The organism is Homoserinibacter sp. YIM 151385 (assembly GCF_027912415.1).
Classification (GTDB): Bacteria; Actinomycetota; Actinomycetes; order Actinomycetales; family Microbacteriaceae; genus Schumannella.
In genome coordinates this window covers 1,451,560-1,465,925 of the sequence record NZ_CP115175.1, presented here as the reverse complement: position 1 = coordinate 1,465,925, position 14,366 = coordinate 1,451,560, and the positions used below count along the sequence as shown (strand labels likewise).

The window sequence follows — 14,366 nt, the reverse complement described above, 5'->3', positions numbered from 1 at the left end:
GCGTGCCGGGTCTAGTCGGCGAGCCAGGCGTTGACGAGGTTCCAGCGGTACGTGAACGGGTCGGCCACGTAGCCCTGCACGCGCTCGGACCACGCCTCGAACCGCTGGGCCTGCGCGAAGAGCGTGTAGACGTAGGCCTGGTCCGCGACCAGATCCTCGAGCGCCTCGAGCTTCTCGGCCCGCTCGGCCGGCTCGATCACGCCGCGCAGCTCGGCGAGCTCGGCCACGCCGGGGTCGCCCTCGGCGGTCACCTTGTTCGTCGCCGCGCCGGGCACCAGGAAGAAGTTGAAGTACGCCGTCATGTCGGGCTGGTAGTAGCCGGGCACCGCGATCAGGTCCGTGTACCCGCCGCTCACGACCGCGCCGACGACCTCGGTCCAGGTCGTGCCGTTCAGCTCGAGCGTGATGCCGGCCTCGGCCAGCTGCTCCTTCATGACCTCATACGCCGGCACGTCGATGGCGAGCGACGCGTCGGTCGCATACGTGAGGCTGATCGTCGGGCTCTCCTGACCGGCCTCGGCGAGCAGCTTCTTGGCCGCGTCGATGTCCTGCGTGTAGAGCGGCGTGTCCTCGTCGGGCAGCACCGCGGTCGGGTCGCCCGCGGGCACCGTGAGGCTCAGCTCGCCGTTGCCGCCCGCCGCGAGGTCGATGATCGCCTGACGGTCGAGCGCCAGCGAGATCGCCTGCCGCACGCGCACATCGGCGAGCGGGCCCGACTGGGCGTTGACGTAGATGTTCAGCCCGCGTGTCGAGGCGTTCTCGCCGAACGCGAATCCCTGGCCGTCGAGGTCCGCGACGAGCGCCGCGTCACGGGTCCACGCCGCGTCGACGCCGGCGCCCTGGCGGAGCGCCGAGATGCGCGCGGTCTCATCGGGCAGGAACTGGAACTCGAGCACGTCGAGGTGCGGCAGTCCCTCCTGCCAGTACTGCTCGTTCTTCGTCAGCGTGAGCGAGACGTTGTCGACCCACTCGTCGAGCACGAACGGGCCGGTGCCGAGCGCCTCGCGCTGACGCGCCTCGGCCGGCGTCGACTCGTACCATGCCTGATTCACGATGTACGCCGTGCCGCGCGCCGCGATGACGTTCAGGAACGTGCCGTTCGGCGCCGACAGGGTGAACTGCACGGTCTGCTCGTCGATCGCCGTGGTCTCGGCGAGGCCCGTGAGCAGCGTCGCGGTCACCGCGGGCGCCGTGGTCATGGTGTCGAACGAGAACACCACATCCTCGGCCGTGAGCGGCGAGCCGTCGCTGAAGGTCACGCCCTCGCGCAGGGTCACGGTGTAGGTGGTGTCGTCCACCTGCTCCCAGCTCTCGGCGAGGCCCGGCATGATCTCGCCGTCGTCGGACTTGGTGAGCAGCGTCTCGTAGATCTGCACGAGCATGTTCTGGTTCGCGAACGCGACGCTCGAGTACGGGTCGAGTCCGCCGGCCGTGGGCTGGATGTCGGTCGCATACACGAGCGTTCCGCCGTCGACCGGCTCGCCGTTCGCGGCGGCGGTCGAGTCGCCTCCGCCCGTCGAGCATCCGGTGAGGACGAGTGCCGTGGCCGCCGCGAGCGACGCGGCGATGACGAGGGGCCTTCTCATTGGTGGTGCTCCTTCGCGCTGGGGTGGGATGCAGGGGTGGTGGGGAGGGTTGAGCTGGTCGAGGACGCGGGCCTGCGCGGCCGGACGGGCACCTGCAGCTGGCTGGCGCGTGGCGAGAGTCCGGCCTGCAGCCCGTCGGAGATGAGGTTCCAGCCGACGGTGAGGATCGTGACCAGCGCGGCGGGGATGAGCACGAGCTGCGGCTGGTCGGCCATGTAGCGCTGGAACTCGCTGATCATGCGGCCGGCGCTGGGTTCGGGCGCTTGCACGCCCTGCCCGAGGTAGCTGAGGCTCGCCTCGAGCAGCACCGCGAGCGATGCGGTGTTCGCGAACTGCACGAGCATCGGCGTGAGCGCGTTGGGCAGCAGATGCTGGAACGCGATGCCGAGCCTGCCCACACCGCCGACCTCGGCTGCGACCACGAAGTCGCGCTCCTTGAGGAGCAGGATGGGCCCGCGCATGATCCTCGCGAACATGGGCGCGGCGACGATCGCCATGGCGACCACGAGCGGCAGCACCCCCGGGCCGAAGATGACCCGCACGACGAGCGCCATGAGGATCGCGGGGATCGACATGAACACCTCGACGCCGCGCATGACGACGAGGTCGGTCCAGCCCCCGAGGTAGCCGGCGAGCACGCCGAGCGCCGTGCCGACCGCCATCGCGACGACCGAGGCGGTGAACGAGATCAGTAGCGTGTAGCCGGTCGCCGCGGCGAGGCGGACGAACGTGTCGCGACCGAGGTTGTCGGTGCCGAGCCAGTGCTCGGTCGACGAGCCCGCGAAGGGCGTGTCGCTGATCTGGGTCGTGCCGTACGGGCTCAGGACGGGCCCGAGCAGGGCGAACGCGGTGAGCGCGACGATGATGCCGACGCCGATCGCGAGTGTCGCATTGCGGCGCACGGGCCGCGCCCGGCGCTTGCCGATCACGCCGATCGCGCTCAGTCGCATGGGAAGAGAGGTCATCGCGCCACCCGGATTCTCGGATCGATCAGCGGATAGATGAGGTCGACGACCAGGTTGATGATGATGAACACCGCGCCGAGCACGAGCACGCAGGCCTGGATGGCCGGGTAGTCGGTGGTGTTGATCGACTCGATCAGGTAGCTGCCCATGCCGGGGATCGCGAAGACGGTCTCGATGATGACCGTGCCGCCGATGATGGCGGCGAGCTGCACGCCGATGATGGTCGTCACGGGGATGAGCGCGTTGCGCAGGGCATGCCGCACGACGATGCGTCCGACCGATGCGCCCTTGGCGCGTGCGGTTCGGATGTAGTCCTGGGAGAGCGCGTCGATCACGGTGCCACGCGTGTATCTGGCGATCATGGCGCCCATCGCGAGCGAGAGCACGATCGCCGGTGCGAGCATCGAGCCGATGCTGCCGAGCGGGTCGTCCTCGAACGACACGTGGCCGAGCAGGCGCAGTCGCACCGTGCTGGTGTTCACGAGGATGATGACCGTCGCGATGATGAACGCGGGCACCGCGAGCGAGACGAAGCTGAGCCCGCGCACGACCGCGTCGACCGCCTTGCCGGGCCGGACGGCGGCCATCACGCCGAGCGGCACGCCGAACGCGACGGCGATGAGCATCGCCATGACGGCGAGCTGCAGGCTCACCGGGAAGCGCACCGCGAGCTGTTCGCCGATCTGCTGCGGCCTCGTGAGCGAGCTGCCGAAGTCGCCGGTGACCGCGCCGCCGATCCATTCGAGGTACTGCGTGTACCAGGGGCGGTCGAGGCCGAGCTGCTGACGGATCGCCTCGAGCACGGCCGGGTCGGGGTTGTCGACCTGGACGAAGTTCAGGGCGGGGTCGCCGGGGATCAGGCGGACCATTCCGAAGGCGAGCAGCGACAGCGCGAAGAGCACGATCGCGGCGGCGAGCAGCCGGCCGCCGAGATACCGCGTCACCGCGTGCCCGTCAGCCGCTGGCACGGCCGCTGGTGGAAGCCGGTTCGGGGGGTCATGGCCTCAGTCTGCGGCTCACGTCACGGCCGTCCCAGGACCAGTCGGCCGACGACCTCGGTGGGCCAGGAGTAACGTGATGTTAACGGGCTCGTTGCAATCGAGGAGGCGCGGGCCGGTCGAAGATCGCGAGGATGTCGGCGGCGTGTTGCGCGAGCGCGCGGCCGAGCTCGAACTTCTCGACGAGCGGGCTCGGAACGTCGCTGGCGAGGGAATCGATGAGCTGGTCGTCGGCGAACAGGTCCGCGAGGCGGGTGTGCTGTCACTCGGTGCGCAGCTCGGCGTCGGCGCGAAGGGTCCGGTGCCCTTCGTGAGGCGGTTCGCCCCTCCCGCGCCGTCCGAGATCGTCGTTCCCGAGATCTCACCGTGGTGCGCGTCTGCCGGGCCTCTGCGCTCGTCGGTACCGCGGGCGACGTCGAACGTGGGCCCGGTGGGGCTCGAACCCACGACCCGCGGATTAAAAGTCCAATGGATGGGGTTTGGGATATCCGCGCAAGGGGCGAAGTGCCCCGCATTCACGGCGATCGTGGGTGCGCTGTGATCACGTCGGATGGCGTGTGATAACGCTGAATTGTGGGCAAAATGTGGGCACGAGCGGCCGCGCTCGTCGCTACTCCAGCAGGCGCCATTCCCGGCGACGAGACTCGTTGAGGTAGCTCTCGATCCACTCGCGGTACTGCTTGTCGATTTCGGCCGGACGGTAGCTAGGACGGCGCTTCGACTCGTGCGTGGCAGCATCCGCTGCACGCTTGAACGCGCTCCACGATGCGTGCGCGTGGACGACGAGCTCGACGGCGCGATCGACCTGCGCGGGCGTCCAGCCGCTCGGGCCGGCACCGGTCGCGAGGTAGAGCCGGTCCACGGTGCCGTGGAATCCCCAGATCGACATGTACTCGATCGAGCCCATCAGGTTGATCACACGTGTCTGGATGTCACGGTCGGGATCGGCGGCGATCCTGATCGACCTGCCGAAACTCATGATGTGGTCAATCTCAACCAACTGGTGATGTGCGTCAGCTCTGATCCTCGATCACCATGTCGAGCCCGTGGTCGGGGTGGTAGCCCCACGACGCGTCGAAGTCGCCCCAATCGCCGGTCTGGCGTCCATCCAGTGCGCGGGTGGCCTCGACCCTCGACTTGATGGCGTCGGTCATCTTGAGTTGCGTGAACATGCACTCGGCGTCCGAGTAGGCGATCCCAGTCGAATCGTCATTGCCCTTGGTGTCGAGCGTGAGCGACATTCCTCCATCCCCGACCTCGACCCCGCTCGCCGTCGATCTCCCGTCCATATTCACCAGGCCGCAACGCCGCCCCGCTTGCTCGATTGCTGTGACACCGCCAGCATCGGCTTCGCTCGACGTAGCCGTGTCATCTCCGGGGCCTCCGGCGGTAGCCAATGCGGCGACGGATCCGCCGAGCAACCCTCCGAGCACGAAGGCGCCGATCGTGATCATCAGCCACGTGCGGTGCGACGGCGACGGGCGCGAGGAAACAGGGCTTCCCCCCGAAATCGCATTTGGAGCGGCTGTGTCTTGTGTGCCCTCGGGCTGCTCGACGTCAGTCATTTCGTTTGTCGGCCCTACGGCGAGAGTAGGTGCTGGTGCTGGTGCTGATGCTGGTGCCGGTGCCGGAGGCGTGAGCATCTCGTCTTGGAATCGATCGGTCCACTGCTCACCGTTCCACCAACGACCGCGGCCCCCGTTAGTCGAGTCGGGGTAGAAGCCTGCTGGCGGATTGGTCACGATGCCTCCTGTGTCGTCCGAATTCTAGGGATCAGTTGCCTGCACCTGACAGTCCCTCGAAAACGTCACGTGGGCCGGAGGGCCACAATGCGGATGGTGTCCGGGGGTCTCGCCGGTATCGATAGCCGTTGCTCCTATCTACAGTCGTGCTGCTCGAGCAAGAAGCTGGAGATTCTGCTGGCCCAGAAGGCGCTCCTGGGCATCGAGGAGACCCCACGCGGCGTGCCTGGGGTCCTGCAGCTGATCGCGCAGGGCTCTCAGCCGCTTTCGGTCGTTGGTCGACAGGTCGTAGTCGAGCGCCGACGCATCGCCGACTGCGGCGAACAGCGTCGCGGCATCCTGGAGATGACGTTCGGGATTGCGGTTGTCGACGATCCAGGCCGCGCCCTTCGCGACGAGCGCGCCGAGCACGTTGGGAACGCCGATCGAGCAGTTCGTGTCATCGGCGAACTCGAGCCGCCAGAGCTCACGCCGGTTGATGGCCTGCTGACCGGCAGGAGCGCGGAAGGCTGGACGCCCGGCAAGCCGCGTGCGGACATGAGAGGGCAGATGATCGGCGACCATGACGTCCACGACTCGAGCGTCCGGATGCCGGAAGCGGTAGGCCGTCGTGTACTCGCTCGCCAGTTCGAAGCCCATCGACGTCAGCCCTGCGGAAACCTCGGTCAGATTCAGGCGGGATGCCAGCACGTCGACCAGGACGTCGGCGTCGGTTGTGGGTCTCGGCGAGGTCAGGCCGGCGGCGCGTGCATGCGCGTAGACCATCAGTCCGCCCACCAGCGTGAGCGAGTGAGAGAGCCCCGCCGCGTGCAGTTCCACGACGCTCCGCCACGCGGGCAACGTCTCGTCACCCGTGAGGCGGACTACGCGATCGGGCTCAGCCATGCGGCTCTCATCTCTTCGAGCGCGACGGCTCCGGCCGCGCGTTCACGGGCATCCGCCGAGATGGCGAGATCGGCGGCCACAACCGAAGCGGGGACCTTCTCGCCTGCAGCCGCGGCGGGCATCGTGTTGGCGAACAGGAAGACGTTGCCGACAGTGTCGGGCACCAGGAAGTTGTCTGCCGCCCAGCCGTCGACCGTCGTTCCGCGTGGCACGTAGCCGTAGAGGCGGCCCTGATCGGGGAGTAGCTCGGTGAAGAGAGTCTCCGTAGCTGATCGTCCTGTGAGCAGGAGGTTCTTGCGGGCCTTCTCGAGGTTGGCCGCGCGGTACCGCCGGATTTTCGTCCGTCCGGCCACCTCCCGCGCCAGCACCTCAGACGATCCGTCACGGATGCGACGCTTCAGTCGCGTTCGTGTGCTCTCGGAGATCCAGTCGACCCGTTGGCCATTGAGGATGAAGAGCAGCGCCCAAGCACCATCGGGGGTGAGGCCGCGCGCCGTGCGTCGGCTGCGCCCGAACGCTTCCGCGCTGTCGACGTCGACCAGCCACTCGCCACTGTCGGTGCGGCGAGCGCTGATCAGGCCATCGGCGACGATCTGATTGGCGCGCCGTTGAGTGACGCCGAGCCGCTTCGCCAGCACGGCGACGGACATGTCGGTCACGTCATACTCCTTCTAGATCTAGAAACAGTGTGACATGCGAACTGGATCACGGCTAGAGTGCAGCGCCGAAGTACTGGCCGGCCGAGACGACGCCGGTCTGGTCTCCAGTTCCGTCTCTTACCCCTTCGTCGGTCGCGAATACTCAAACGAAGGGTTTGTGGTGGTTCTACGCTGCATTTCCGCCGCTGCCGGCCTACGGCCGCTTCCCAACCTCCCGCACTCAACGTTCCTTATGAGTGAGGGAGGTTGGGAAGTAAAGCAGCGGCGGAAATGCAGGGCAAAAGGTGGGATGCAGGAGGAAACAAGGGCATGCGCTCTCGATCGGACCTGAAGCAAAGGATGACTGTCGCCAGCAGTGAATAGCGTTTCAGGATGGCGACGCCGCACGTTCACAAAGACCGGAAGAAGCTCTCTGACCGAGTCGAAGCCTTTGCTGACTCGAGTCTCGCGCAACAGCGGTTGGCTCTCGCGGAACTGCGCGTCGAGTCGGCTGACCGCGACGGGCCGACGTACCTGACGATCGTCGCGATCGTCGTCCCGGTCGCGCTAGTTCTGAGTCCAGTGACTCCAATCGAGGGCAATCCGTGGGGTGCGGCTCTCGTCATTGGTATCGCCGGTATCCCATTCGCCATCGCGCTATTCGTCGCAGAGCGCGTGCTGTCTCGATCGCAGAGGACTGCGTTGATGTGGTTGCGCGCCTATGAGGACGAGCTGGCAAGGCGCCAGCTGATGCGAGGGAGCAGCGGCCGGAAGTGGCGCAGAAGTCACTAGACACTGCACTCCGACGAAGCGAATCGCGTGCTCCGAGAGTCTCGGCGGGCATCCCTCGTAGGCGGGCTACCTTGCGACGATTGACACTCCTATGCTGAACGAGACTCACCTGGGAGGGCTCTTGGCGCGACGCCGCGGCTTCTTTGCCGAACTTCAACACCAGTCTCAGCTCGCTGCAAGAGAGGCCGAGCGCAGACAACGCGCGGCGGCCACCGCAGTAAGACAAGCGGAGGCCGCTCGTCGAGCAGAGCAGCGTGCATATCAGGCGGCCGTTCGAGCGTCGGATGTCGATCGAAGGCGCCTCGAACGAGAGGCGCAGGCCGCTCATGTCGATGCGATGCAGGCTGAAGTCGAAGATCGCAATGCCGAGCTCGCCGACAACTACGCCGAGCTCGAGGGGCTGCTGGCCGCGACCCTCGACGTCGACGACTACGTCGATCTCGAGCAATTGAAGCGCCGGGCTGAACACCCGCCGTTCCCGCGATGGGATCTCGAGACGCCAACTCCTCCGCCCGGTCTGGTGCCGCGTCATCCGGAGCCGGTTCGATGGGCGCCCGCTCCGGTCACCGGGCTCTTCAATCGCCAGAAGAAGATTCAGGAGGCGGCAGCTCAAGCCGAGGCCGACTTCCTTCGCGCACATGAGGAGTGGTGGCGCAACGACCAGCAGTATCCCGCCTACGTCGAGTCCCTGCATCGCGCCCATGTCGACGCGGAGGCTCTGAGGGAGAGGACGCTAGCTGAGGAGCGGGCGAAGTATCAGGCAGCGTGCGACGTTCGTGACCGCGAGGTAGCTGAGCACAATGCCCAAGTCGATCGCTTCATCGCGAACCTCGGATATGGCGACGTCGAGGCAGTCCAGGATTACGTATCCATCGTGCTCGCGAACTCCGTGTATCCGGAAGGGTTTCCGGTCGAGTACGACGCCGGTTTCGACGCCACGACGGCCGAACTGAAGTTGCAGGTCGAGATTCCAGCACCGTCGGATGTTCCGAAGATCAAGTCCTGGCGATATGTGAAGGCTTCCGACGAGATCGTCTCGACCGACCTGTCGGCTCGGGATATGAAGGCGCGGTACGCGAGCATTGTCAATCAGGTGGCGTTGCGAACGCTCCACGAGGTGTTCGAGGCAGACCGGCGGCAGATCGTGAAGTCCATGTCGATCGAGGTCGGCGTGCGAACCAATGACCCCGCAACTGGCCAGACGAGGTTCATTCCGTTCGTCGCGGTGAGCACCGCGCGCGAGACGTTCGTCGCGATCAACCTCTCCGGGATTGTGCCGTCGGCAACCCTCGAGCATCTCGGCGCTGCTACGTCCAAGAACCCATTCGAGCTCGTGGCTGCCAACGGATCTGGAGTCCGCAGAGCCTGATGTCGGATGAGTGGACGTTCAACCCGCCTCCTGGATGGCCGACGCCGCCTCCCGGATGGAAGCCGCCTCTTGGATGGGTGCCGGACCCGTCCTGGCCGTCACCGCCAGACGACTGGTCGCTTTGGCTGCCGGCCGATGCCCCCGTGTCGGCTCCTGAGTCAGCACGATCGGCGATCGACAACCCCGCAAACGCAGGGAATCCTGCCCGCGAGGTTGCCCCAGTGCCAGGAGACACTGACGACGCGCCGCCCGTAGCTCCTGCGTTGACCGAGAACGACAAGATCCGAGCGCTAGAAGCTGAGGTGGCTTCTTTGCGCTCGCAGCTGAGTCAGGCGCCGGCTGCAGAGCCCGCTGCTGTCCCGCTCGACGACGACCGTGTCCTTCAAGACATGGGCATCTACCGCTATCACCACCCGCTCGAGAACGCTGCCGCTTTTCGCGAACGACTCGTAGACCTGCAGTCCAGGATCGTTGAGGTCGCGAAGAGTGGGCGGGCGATCGTCGCGTCGAACCGATTCACTTTCGACAACTCCCTCGCGAAGGGACGAAAGATGTCGGATGACCTCGGGCGCCTGATGTTGCGCGCCTACAACTCAGAGGCGGACAACAGCATCCGGTCGCTGAGGGCAGGCAATGCTCTGACAGCAAAGAGTCGTCTGGAGCGGACGCGGGTCGCGATCGCGAAGCTCGGCGCGATGATGGAGATGCGCATCAGTGACGACTTCCATCATTTGCGGATCGAGGAGATCGAGCTCACCTCCGACTGGCTCATGATGAAGCAAGAGGAGCGAGAAGCGGAACGCGAGCAGCGCGCTCAGCTTCGCGAAGAGAAGCGCGTTCAGAAGGAGCTCGAGGAGCAGCGCGAGAAGCTCGATAAGGAGCGCGGCCATGTCGAGAATGCTCTGGCCGCGGTCAGGGCTGCTGGGGGCGATGCGGCGGACCTCGAGGCAAGGCTCGCGGAGATCGACAGCGCTATCGAGGCCAACGACTATCGCGCCGCAAACATCCGGGCCGGTTACGTGTACGTCATCTCCAACAGGGGCGCCTTCGGCGACCAGGTGGTGAAAATCGGGCTGACGCGCAGGCTCGAGCCGAAGGAGCGCGTGTACGAGCTCGGCGGAGCCTCGGTGCCGTTCCGCTTCGATATCCACACTCTTTTCTTCTCGGAGGACGCCGTAACCCTCGAGAACGAACTCCACAAACATTTCGCTGCCCGCGCCCTAAACCAGGCGAACCCGCGCAAGGAGTTCTTCTTCGCGACTCCCGCCGAAGTCCGTGAAGTTCTCGCGGCCAAGGTCGGCAATTTGCTGGAGTTCACTGAGCACGCGGAGGCCGTCGAATACTTGCAGTCGATCGGCAACTGGCCCGCCGATCGGCGGTGAGTGCTCGCGAGGTCGGAGGTCCCTAGTGAGATAGGCCTCGGGAGGGATCGTTCATGGGAAGCATCACGCCATACGAGACCGGATCCGGCCGTCGATACAGAGTCCGCTACCGGCTGCCGAACCGCTCGCAGACCGACAAGCGCGGCTTCCGCACGAAGCGCGAGGCCGAACTCTTCCTCGCATCCGTCGAAGTCTCGAAGGCGCGCGGCGAGTTCGTCGCGGCGAGCCAGTCGCGGATACTGCTCGCCGAGTGGGCCGAAACGTGGCTCGCGAATCAGGTGCAGCTGAAGCCCTCGACGCGCGCCGGCTACGAGTCGATCATGCGCCACGCGATCCTCCCGCGATGGGGCAACGTGCCGCTCGCCGGACTCACGCACGCTGACATCCAGAACTGGCTGACCGAGGTCTCGACGAAGCTGTCGGCCGGCACGACGCGCAGCTACCACCGCGTGATGAGCATGATCCTGAAGTACGCGGTCCGCGACGGACGGCTCAGCCGCAACCCCGCGGATGGCGTCAAGCTCCCGCGCGCATCGTCCGCGACCGTTGCGGCTACCTCACGCACGAGCAGGTGCACGAGCTCGCCGGCTTCGCGGAGCGGGACGGCACCGTCATCCTCTTCCTTGCCTACACCGGACTCCGGTGGGGCGAGATGGCGGCGCTGCGGGTCATGGACCTCGACATGCTTCGCCGACGCGTCAACGTTGATCAGGCGGTCACAGAGGTCGGTCGCGAGCTGGTCTACGGGACGCCGAAGAACCACAGCCGGCGGAGTGTGCCGTTCCCGACCTTCCTCGCGGAACCGCTCGCAGAACTCTGCGTCGGCAAAGGGCCCAAGCATTTCGTGTTCACGGCACCGATGGGCGGTGCGCTTCGCAATCGGAACTGGCGAGCTCGGACCTTCGACCCGGCGCTGAAGCAGCTGCTTGACGAATATCCGAGCCTCGATCCACTGACGCCTCACGATCTGCGACACACCGCCGCGAGCCTCGCGATCTCGGCGGGTGCGAACGTCAAGGCAGTGCAGAAGATGCTCGGGCACGCTTCTGCAGCAATGACCTTACTTGTCTACGCAGACCTATTCGACGACGACCTTGACGCCGTGGGCGAGGCTCTCAGTCGCAATGGCAATCCCACTTTGTTCAACCAGACTCGCCACGTGCCACGTTCGCCCGGCTCTCCTGGCGCACTCGCATGGGAGGAGCCAAGGTGAGAACGCACGACTCATAATCGTGAGGTCGCGGGTTCGAGTCCCGCCTCAGCTACTTACGGCCTGATCAGAGTTTTCCTTGGTCGGGCCGTCTTGCTTTCGGGACGCGTGGCCACGCCGTGGCCACATTTCAACGTGTACACGACTCGATTTCCGGTTTTCGGACGTCCGCCGAGATGGACCAGCCCAGCAAATCATTGGGTTCGGTCTCCCCGGCACCTCGTTGGGGGCAGACACGTATGGGTAAGGATTTCGAACGCACCGTCGGTGTCGTGAGCTGCTTCTATCGTGCTGCTAACACGAGGAGGGCGGAGCATGACTAACCAACCTGTTGCGGTGTCCAAGCTGAGCGAGGGCGACTCGCGCGAGTCGCAGAACACGCGCGCCGTGAAATGGTTGCTCGAGCAGCCGGGCGGCCCGGTCACAGTGGTCACTCCACGCAAAGACATCCCTAGCCCGGTGATCGAGGCGCTCGTGGGTCGGGCCGGGGTGTCCCATCATTCGTGGAAGGGGTTCAGCGCGGGGTCGTTTCGCGGCGAGCGGGTTCTCTACGCGTGGCCCGACCGAGAGCATCTCAACGATGTGTGGCAATCCGAAGCTGACGCGGTCGCAGTCATCGAATGGAGCGAACGAGAAACCGCCGAGTGGATCGAGGACGTCAGCCCGTTCCAACTACTCTCCGGCACCACCGTCCCACCCACCAAGAAGGAACGAAAGCCCTTGGAGCCTCTTCCGAATGGCGTAGATGCGATCCTCGAGCACATCGCCGCCTGGGCAGCCGGCTACGACTCCGGGTTGAAATGGAACGAAGAGGACAAGCTCAAGGCGGACATGATGAACCGTCCCGCTCGCTGGGCGGCCATCACCGTTGAGCAGGTTCGCGCCAAGTGTCGGGCTCTGGGGATACGTCCCGCGGACGTCGACACGATCGCCGGATATCTTCAGCGTCGAAAAGACGGACGACGCTTTATTGTCCGTAGTTCCTACCGCACGTTCACGTTCGATTGAGCCATCGACGTGGACGCTGCGCTGCACATCGGCTTCGCTACGACCGGAGCCACTCTCCTCGTCACGGTCGGCCTCTTCGCGTGGGACCGTGCCGCGTCGCGTGCAAGCGCCAAGCGCGAACTCAAGCGTCAGCTCGTCGCGCGTGTCCTTGACGCGTTCGAGTCCTCGACCCGAAGTCTCATTCGTCCCGCGTTCGTGCAGGCATGGACCAACGCCGAGCTCGAATACACCCTGCTGTTGCCGCGACTCCTCCTCGACTTGAACGGGCGAGACAGGTTCATTGCGCTCTGGATGCACAGACAGATCCAGCTGATGAGACTTGCGGTCACCAAGCGCGAACGCGTCGCCGCGAGAGCGGTGGTGGCCGAGCGGCTGATCGAGTGGAACGCGGGAACTCGAAAGTCGGCTTGGTTTGCTCAGCAGGTGCGCGAAGACCCACCGAGTTCGAGATTCGCGGTGCCCACCCCCACTCGCATCCGTCAGTTTTCACGAGACAGTTGGGCTTGGGCGCAACTCCTCGCGGCGATGGCGGCCGTGGGCGTCTTGATCAAGAGCGTTGTGTCGAAATGACCTGACGTGGTGCCCGACCCTGCCATCGCGTGTGTCATCGGCGGCTGTGCCGGCGTGCCGTGATTGATCTGCTCAACGCCACCGGCGTGCGACAGATGAAGCGGGCGTGACTATCCGAACGAGATAGATGTCGCGTTGCCCGCTGAGTCGAGCTGAACGGTGATGTCCGCGTAAAGAATCGAATCGTCGCTATCGACGAGTCGAGGAAACATATCTCCCTCTCGGTCCTCATCAATCATCAGGTAGGCGACGTGGCCGTTAAACTCACCGCTTGCTCTGATTTGATGTCCGTCGTCGGTGACGCTGACAGCGGTGAGGCTTTCTAGGGTGTCAACCGAGTAGATTTCGTTCCAATCAGCGTCGTCGACCACGTCAAGCTCCCACAAGTCGAAATGATCGAAGTTGATTTCGCTTCGGTCGTAGGTGCCGTCTGTGGCCGCGGACGGCATCAGCGGAAGGAGCTGTTCGAGCCAGGCGGTGAGGGCTTCGATCTGGGGGATTGATGCGCCCTTGCTCCACCCTGCGGCCAGGCGAGCAGCATTGAAGTTGGCCGCGATCTGGGGTGGTTCCCAGCCCTCCTTCGCGCACAGCCCTTCAACTGCTGCGCGATCGCCGGTAACGAGGATCAGATCCTTCAAGTCACCGCCATTTCGTTTTGCCACCGTGCGGAGCCAGCCACTGTCTGCCGCGCCAGTCTTGGTTTCCTGCTTCCGCGACCCTGACCCGGTTTGCAGGACTTGATCTCGAATCGCCGCAACCGCCTCCTCACCGTCAAGCCGCAAGATTTCGATCTCTGGGTGCTGAGCGAACTGCTTCTCCATTGCCGTCACGAAATCTTCGACGGTCTGTTCCGTCGGCGCTTCGGCTTCGATGCCTATCCTCACGGCTCGCTCGGCTTCCCGCCTGTATGCAGGAAGGCTTGCTTGATAGGCCGAGTGTTCGTGCTCGGCCAACTCCCAAATAACAACATCCGGTACCCAGACGGAGGAGCCGTTCGCGGCTGCGGTGGCGATGACGTCTTCGAGCACGCGAGGACTGAACCTCTTGCCGAAGCAGTTCGTGTCCAGAACCGCTGTCTTCGTCATTGAGCATCCGCCCTATGTGTTGGTTGCCAGAGATGCCAGAAGTGCTGCTGATGCCTTTCCGCCTGCGCTTACGAGCGAAGGCAAATTGCTGGCCACACAGCTTCCACCTTCAACTGTAGAGCGCGGGTGACGCGCG

The 14,366-nt window shown here is 65.1% G+C and carries 15 protein-coding genes and 2 pseudogenes; 8 read left to right on the top strand and 9 right to left on the bottom strand.

Annotation, left to right across the window (positions count from 1 at the left end; genetic code table 11):
• Positions 1 to 11: 11 nt before the first annotated feature.
• From OF852_RS07145 to OF852_RS07135, 3 genes are read right to left on the bottom strand one after another with little or no spacing between them, the layout of a single operon-like run.
• Entirely contained in the window at positions 12 to 1,586 is a 1,575-nt protein-coding gene (locus tag OF852_RS07145) for an ABC transporter substrate-binding protein (protein WP_271118487.1), read from the bottom strand.
• Entirely contained in the window at positions 1,583 to 2,551 is a 969-nt protein-coding gene (locus OF852_RS07140) for an ABC transporter permease (RefSeq protein ID WP_271118486.1), read from the bottom strand. The genes OF852_RS07145 and OF852_RS07140 overlap by 4 nt, the downstream gene beginning before the upstream one ends.
• A complete protein-coding gene (locus OF852_RS07135) occupies positions 2,548 to 3,495 on the bottom strand; it encodes an ABC transporter permease (protein WP_271118485.1) in 948 nt (315 codons plus the stop codon). Before OF852_RS07135 ends, OF852_RS07140 begins: the two co-directional genes overlap by 4 nt.
• A 133-nt stretch (positions 3,496 to 3,628) precedes the next feature.
• Here OF852_RS07135 and OF852_RS07130 point away from each other — a divergent pair, with 133 nt between their 5' ends.
• Positions 3,629 to 4,090, top strand: a complete 462-nt coding sequence (locus tag OF852_RS07130) for a hypothetical protein (RefSeq protein WP_271118484.1) — start codon at positions 3,629 to 3,631, stop codon at positions 4,088 to 4,090.
• 69 nt (positions 4,091 to 4,159) lie between these two features.
• Here OF852_RS07130 and OF852_RS07125 read toward each other — a convergent pair whose 3' ends face one another.
• The 5 genes and pseudogenes from OF852_RS07125 to OF852_RS07110 all read right to left on the bottom strand — a co-directional run bounded on the left by OF852_RS07125 (position 4,160) and on the right by OF852_RS07110 (position 6,835).
• The gene (locus OF852_RS07125; protein ID WP_271118483.1) at positions 4,160 to 4,549 is read right to left on the bottom strand and encodes a hypothetical protein; all 390 of its coding nucleotides are present in this window, start codon (positions 4,547 to 4,549) and stop codon (positions 4,160 to 4,162) included.
• Positions 4,550 to 4,562: 13 nt separating this feature from the next.
• Positions 4,563 to 5,114: a hypothetical protein gene (locus OF852_RS07120; RefSeq protein WP_271118482.1), complete on the bottom strand. Its 552-nt coding sequence runs from the start codon at positions 5,112 to 5,114 to the stop codon at positions 4,563 to 4,565.
• A gap of 102 nt (positions 5,115 to 5,216) precedes the next feature.
• Positions 5,217 to 5,291, bottom strand: a pseudogene (locus OF852_RS14025) (hypothetical protein); the annotation flags it as partial.
• 138 nt (positions 5,292 to 5,429) lie between these two features.
• Positions 5,430 to 6,176: a hypothetical protein gene (locus OF852_RS07115; RefSeq protein WP_271118481.1), complete on the bottom strand. Its 747-nt coding sequence runs from the start codon at positions 6,174 to 6,176 to the stop codon at positions 5,430 to 5,432.
• Positions 6,155 to 6,835 (bottom strand): hypothetical protein, encoded by a 681-nt coding sequence (locus tag OF852_RS07110; RefSeq protein ID WP_271118480.1) that lies wholly within the window; start codon positions 6,833 to 6,835, stop codon positions 6,155 to 6,157. The genes OF852_RS07115 and OF852_RS07110 overlap by 22 nt, the downstream gene beginning before the upstream one ends.
• Before the next feature lie 372 nt (positions 6,836 to 7,207).
• On the opposite strand from OF852_RS07110, the gene OF852_RS07105 reads away from it, so the two are divergent.
• The 7 genes and pseudogenes from OF852_RS07105 (at position 7,208) to OF852_RS07075 (ending at position 13,145) form a co-directional block, all read left to right on the top strand.
• On the top strand, positions 7,208 to 7,606 hold the full coding sequence (locus tag OF852_RS07105; protein ID WP_271118479.1) for a hypothetical protein: 399 nt from the start codon (positions 7,208 to 7,210) through the stop codon (positions 7,604 to 7,606).
• A gap of 91 nt (positions 7,607 to 7,697) precedes the next feature.
• Positions 7,698 to 8,975: a hypothetical protein gene (locus tag OF852_RS07100; RefSeq protein ID WP_271118478.1), complete on the top strand. Its 1,278-nt coding sequence runs from the start codon at positions 7,698 to 7,700 to the stop codon at positions 8,973 to 8,975.
• Between the two features lie 263 nt (positions 8,976 to 9,238).
• Entirely contained in the window at positions 9,239 to 10,357 is a 1,119-nt protein-coding gene (locus tag OF852_RS07095; RefSeq protein ID WP_271118477.1) for a DUF4041 domain-containing protein, read from the top strand.
• Positions 10,358 to 10,410: 53 nt separating this feature from the next.
• Positions 10,411 to 10,812, top strand: a pseudogene (locus tag OF852_RS07090) (Arm DNA-binding domain-containing protein); the annotation flags it as partial.
• 116 nt (positions 10,813 to 10,928) lie between these two features.
• Complete coding sequence (locus OF852_RS07085; protein WP_271118476.1) at positions 10,929 to 11,570, top strand: site-specific integrase; 642 nt, start codon at positions 10,929 to 10,931, stop codon at positions 11,568 to 11,570.
• Positions 11,571 to 11,903: 333 nt separating this feature from the next.
• On the top strand, positions 11,904 to 12,575 hold the full coding sequence (locus tag OF852_RS07080) for a hypothetical protein (protein WP_271118475.1): 672 nt from the start codon (positions 11,904 to 11,906) through the stop codon (positions 12,573 to 12,575).
• A gap of 9 nt (positions 12,576 to 12,584) precedes the next feature.
• Positions 12,585 to 13,145 (top strand): hypothetical protein, encoded by a 561-nt coding sequence (locus tag OF852_RS07075; RefSeq protein ID WP_271118474.1) that lies wholly within the window; start codon positions 12,585 to 12,587, stop codon positions 13,143 to 13,145.
• Between the two features lie 110 nt (positions 13,146 to 13,255).
• Here the strand turns inward: OF852_RS07075 and OF852_RS07070 are convergent, their stop codons facing one another.
• Positions 13,256 to 14,230: a hypothetical protein gene (locus OF852_RS07070; protein WP_271118473.1), complete on the bottom strand. Its 975-nt coding sequence runs from the start codon at positions 14,228 to 14,230 to the stop codon at positions 13,256 to 13,258.
• Positions 14,231 to 14,366 lie beyond the last annotated feature (136 nt).

What these genes read in the sequence shown, in the direction of transcription:
- OF852_RS07120 (WP_271118482.1), bottom strand. Translation starts at nt 5,114, where the DNA reads ATGACTGACGTCGAGCAGCCCGAGGGCACACAAGACACAGCCGCTCCA.
- OF852_RS07140 (WP_271118486.1), bottom strand. Translation starts at nt 2,551, where the DNA reads ATGACCTCTCTTCCCATGCGACTGAGCGCGATCGGCGTGATCGGCAAG.
- OF852_RS07105 (WP_271118479.1), top strand. Translation starts at nt 7,208, where the DNA reads ATGGCGACGCCGCACGTTCACAAAGACCGGAAGAAGCTCTCTGACCGA.
- OF852_RS07145 (WP_271118487.1), bottom strand. Translation starts at nt 1,586, where the DNA reads ATGAGAAGGCCCCTCGTCATCGCCGCGTCGCTCGCGGCGGCCACGGCA.
- OF852_RS07100 (WP_271118478.1), top strand. Translation starts at nt 7,698, where the DNA reads ATGCTGAACGAGACTCACCTGGGAGGGCTCTTGGCGCGACGCCGCGGC.
- OF852_RS07070 (WP_271118473.1), bottom strand. Translation starts at nt 14,230, where the DNA reads ATGACGAAGACAGCGGTTCTGGACACGAACTGCTTCGGCAAGAGGTTC.
- OF852_RS07115 (WP_271118481.1), bottom strand. Translation starts at nt 6,176, where the DNA reads ATGGCTGAGCCCGATCGCGTAGTCCGCCTCACGGGTGACGAGACGTTG.
- OF852_RS07130 (WP_271118484.1), top strand. Translation starts at nt 3,629, where the DNA reads ATGTTAACGGGCTCGTTGCAATCGAGGAGGCGCGGGCCGGTCGAAGAT.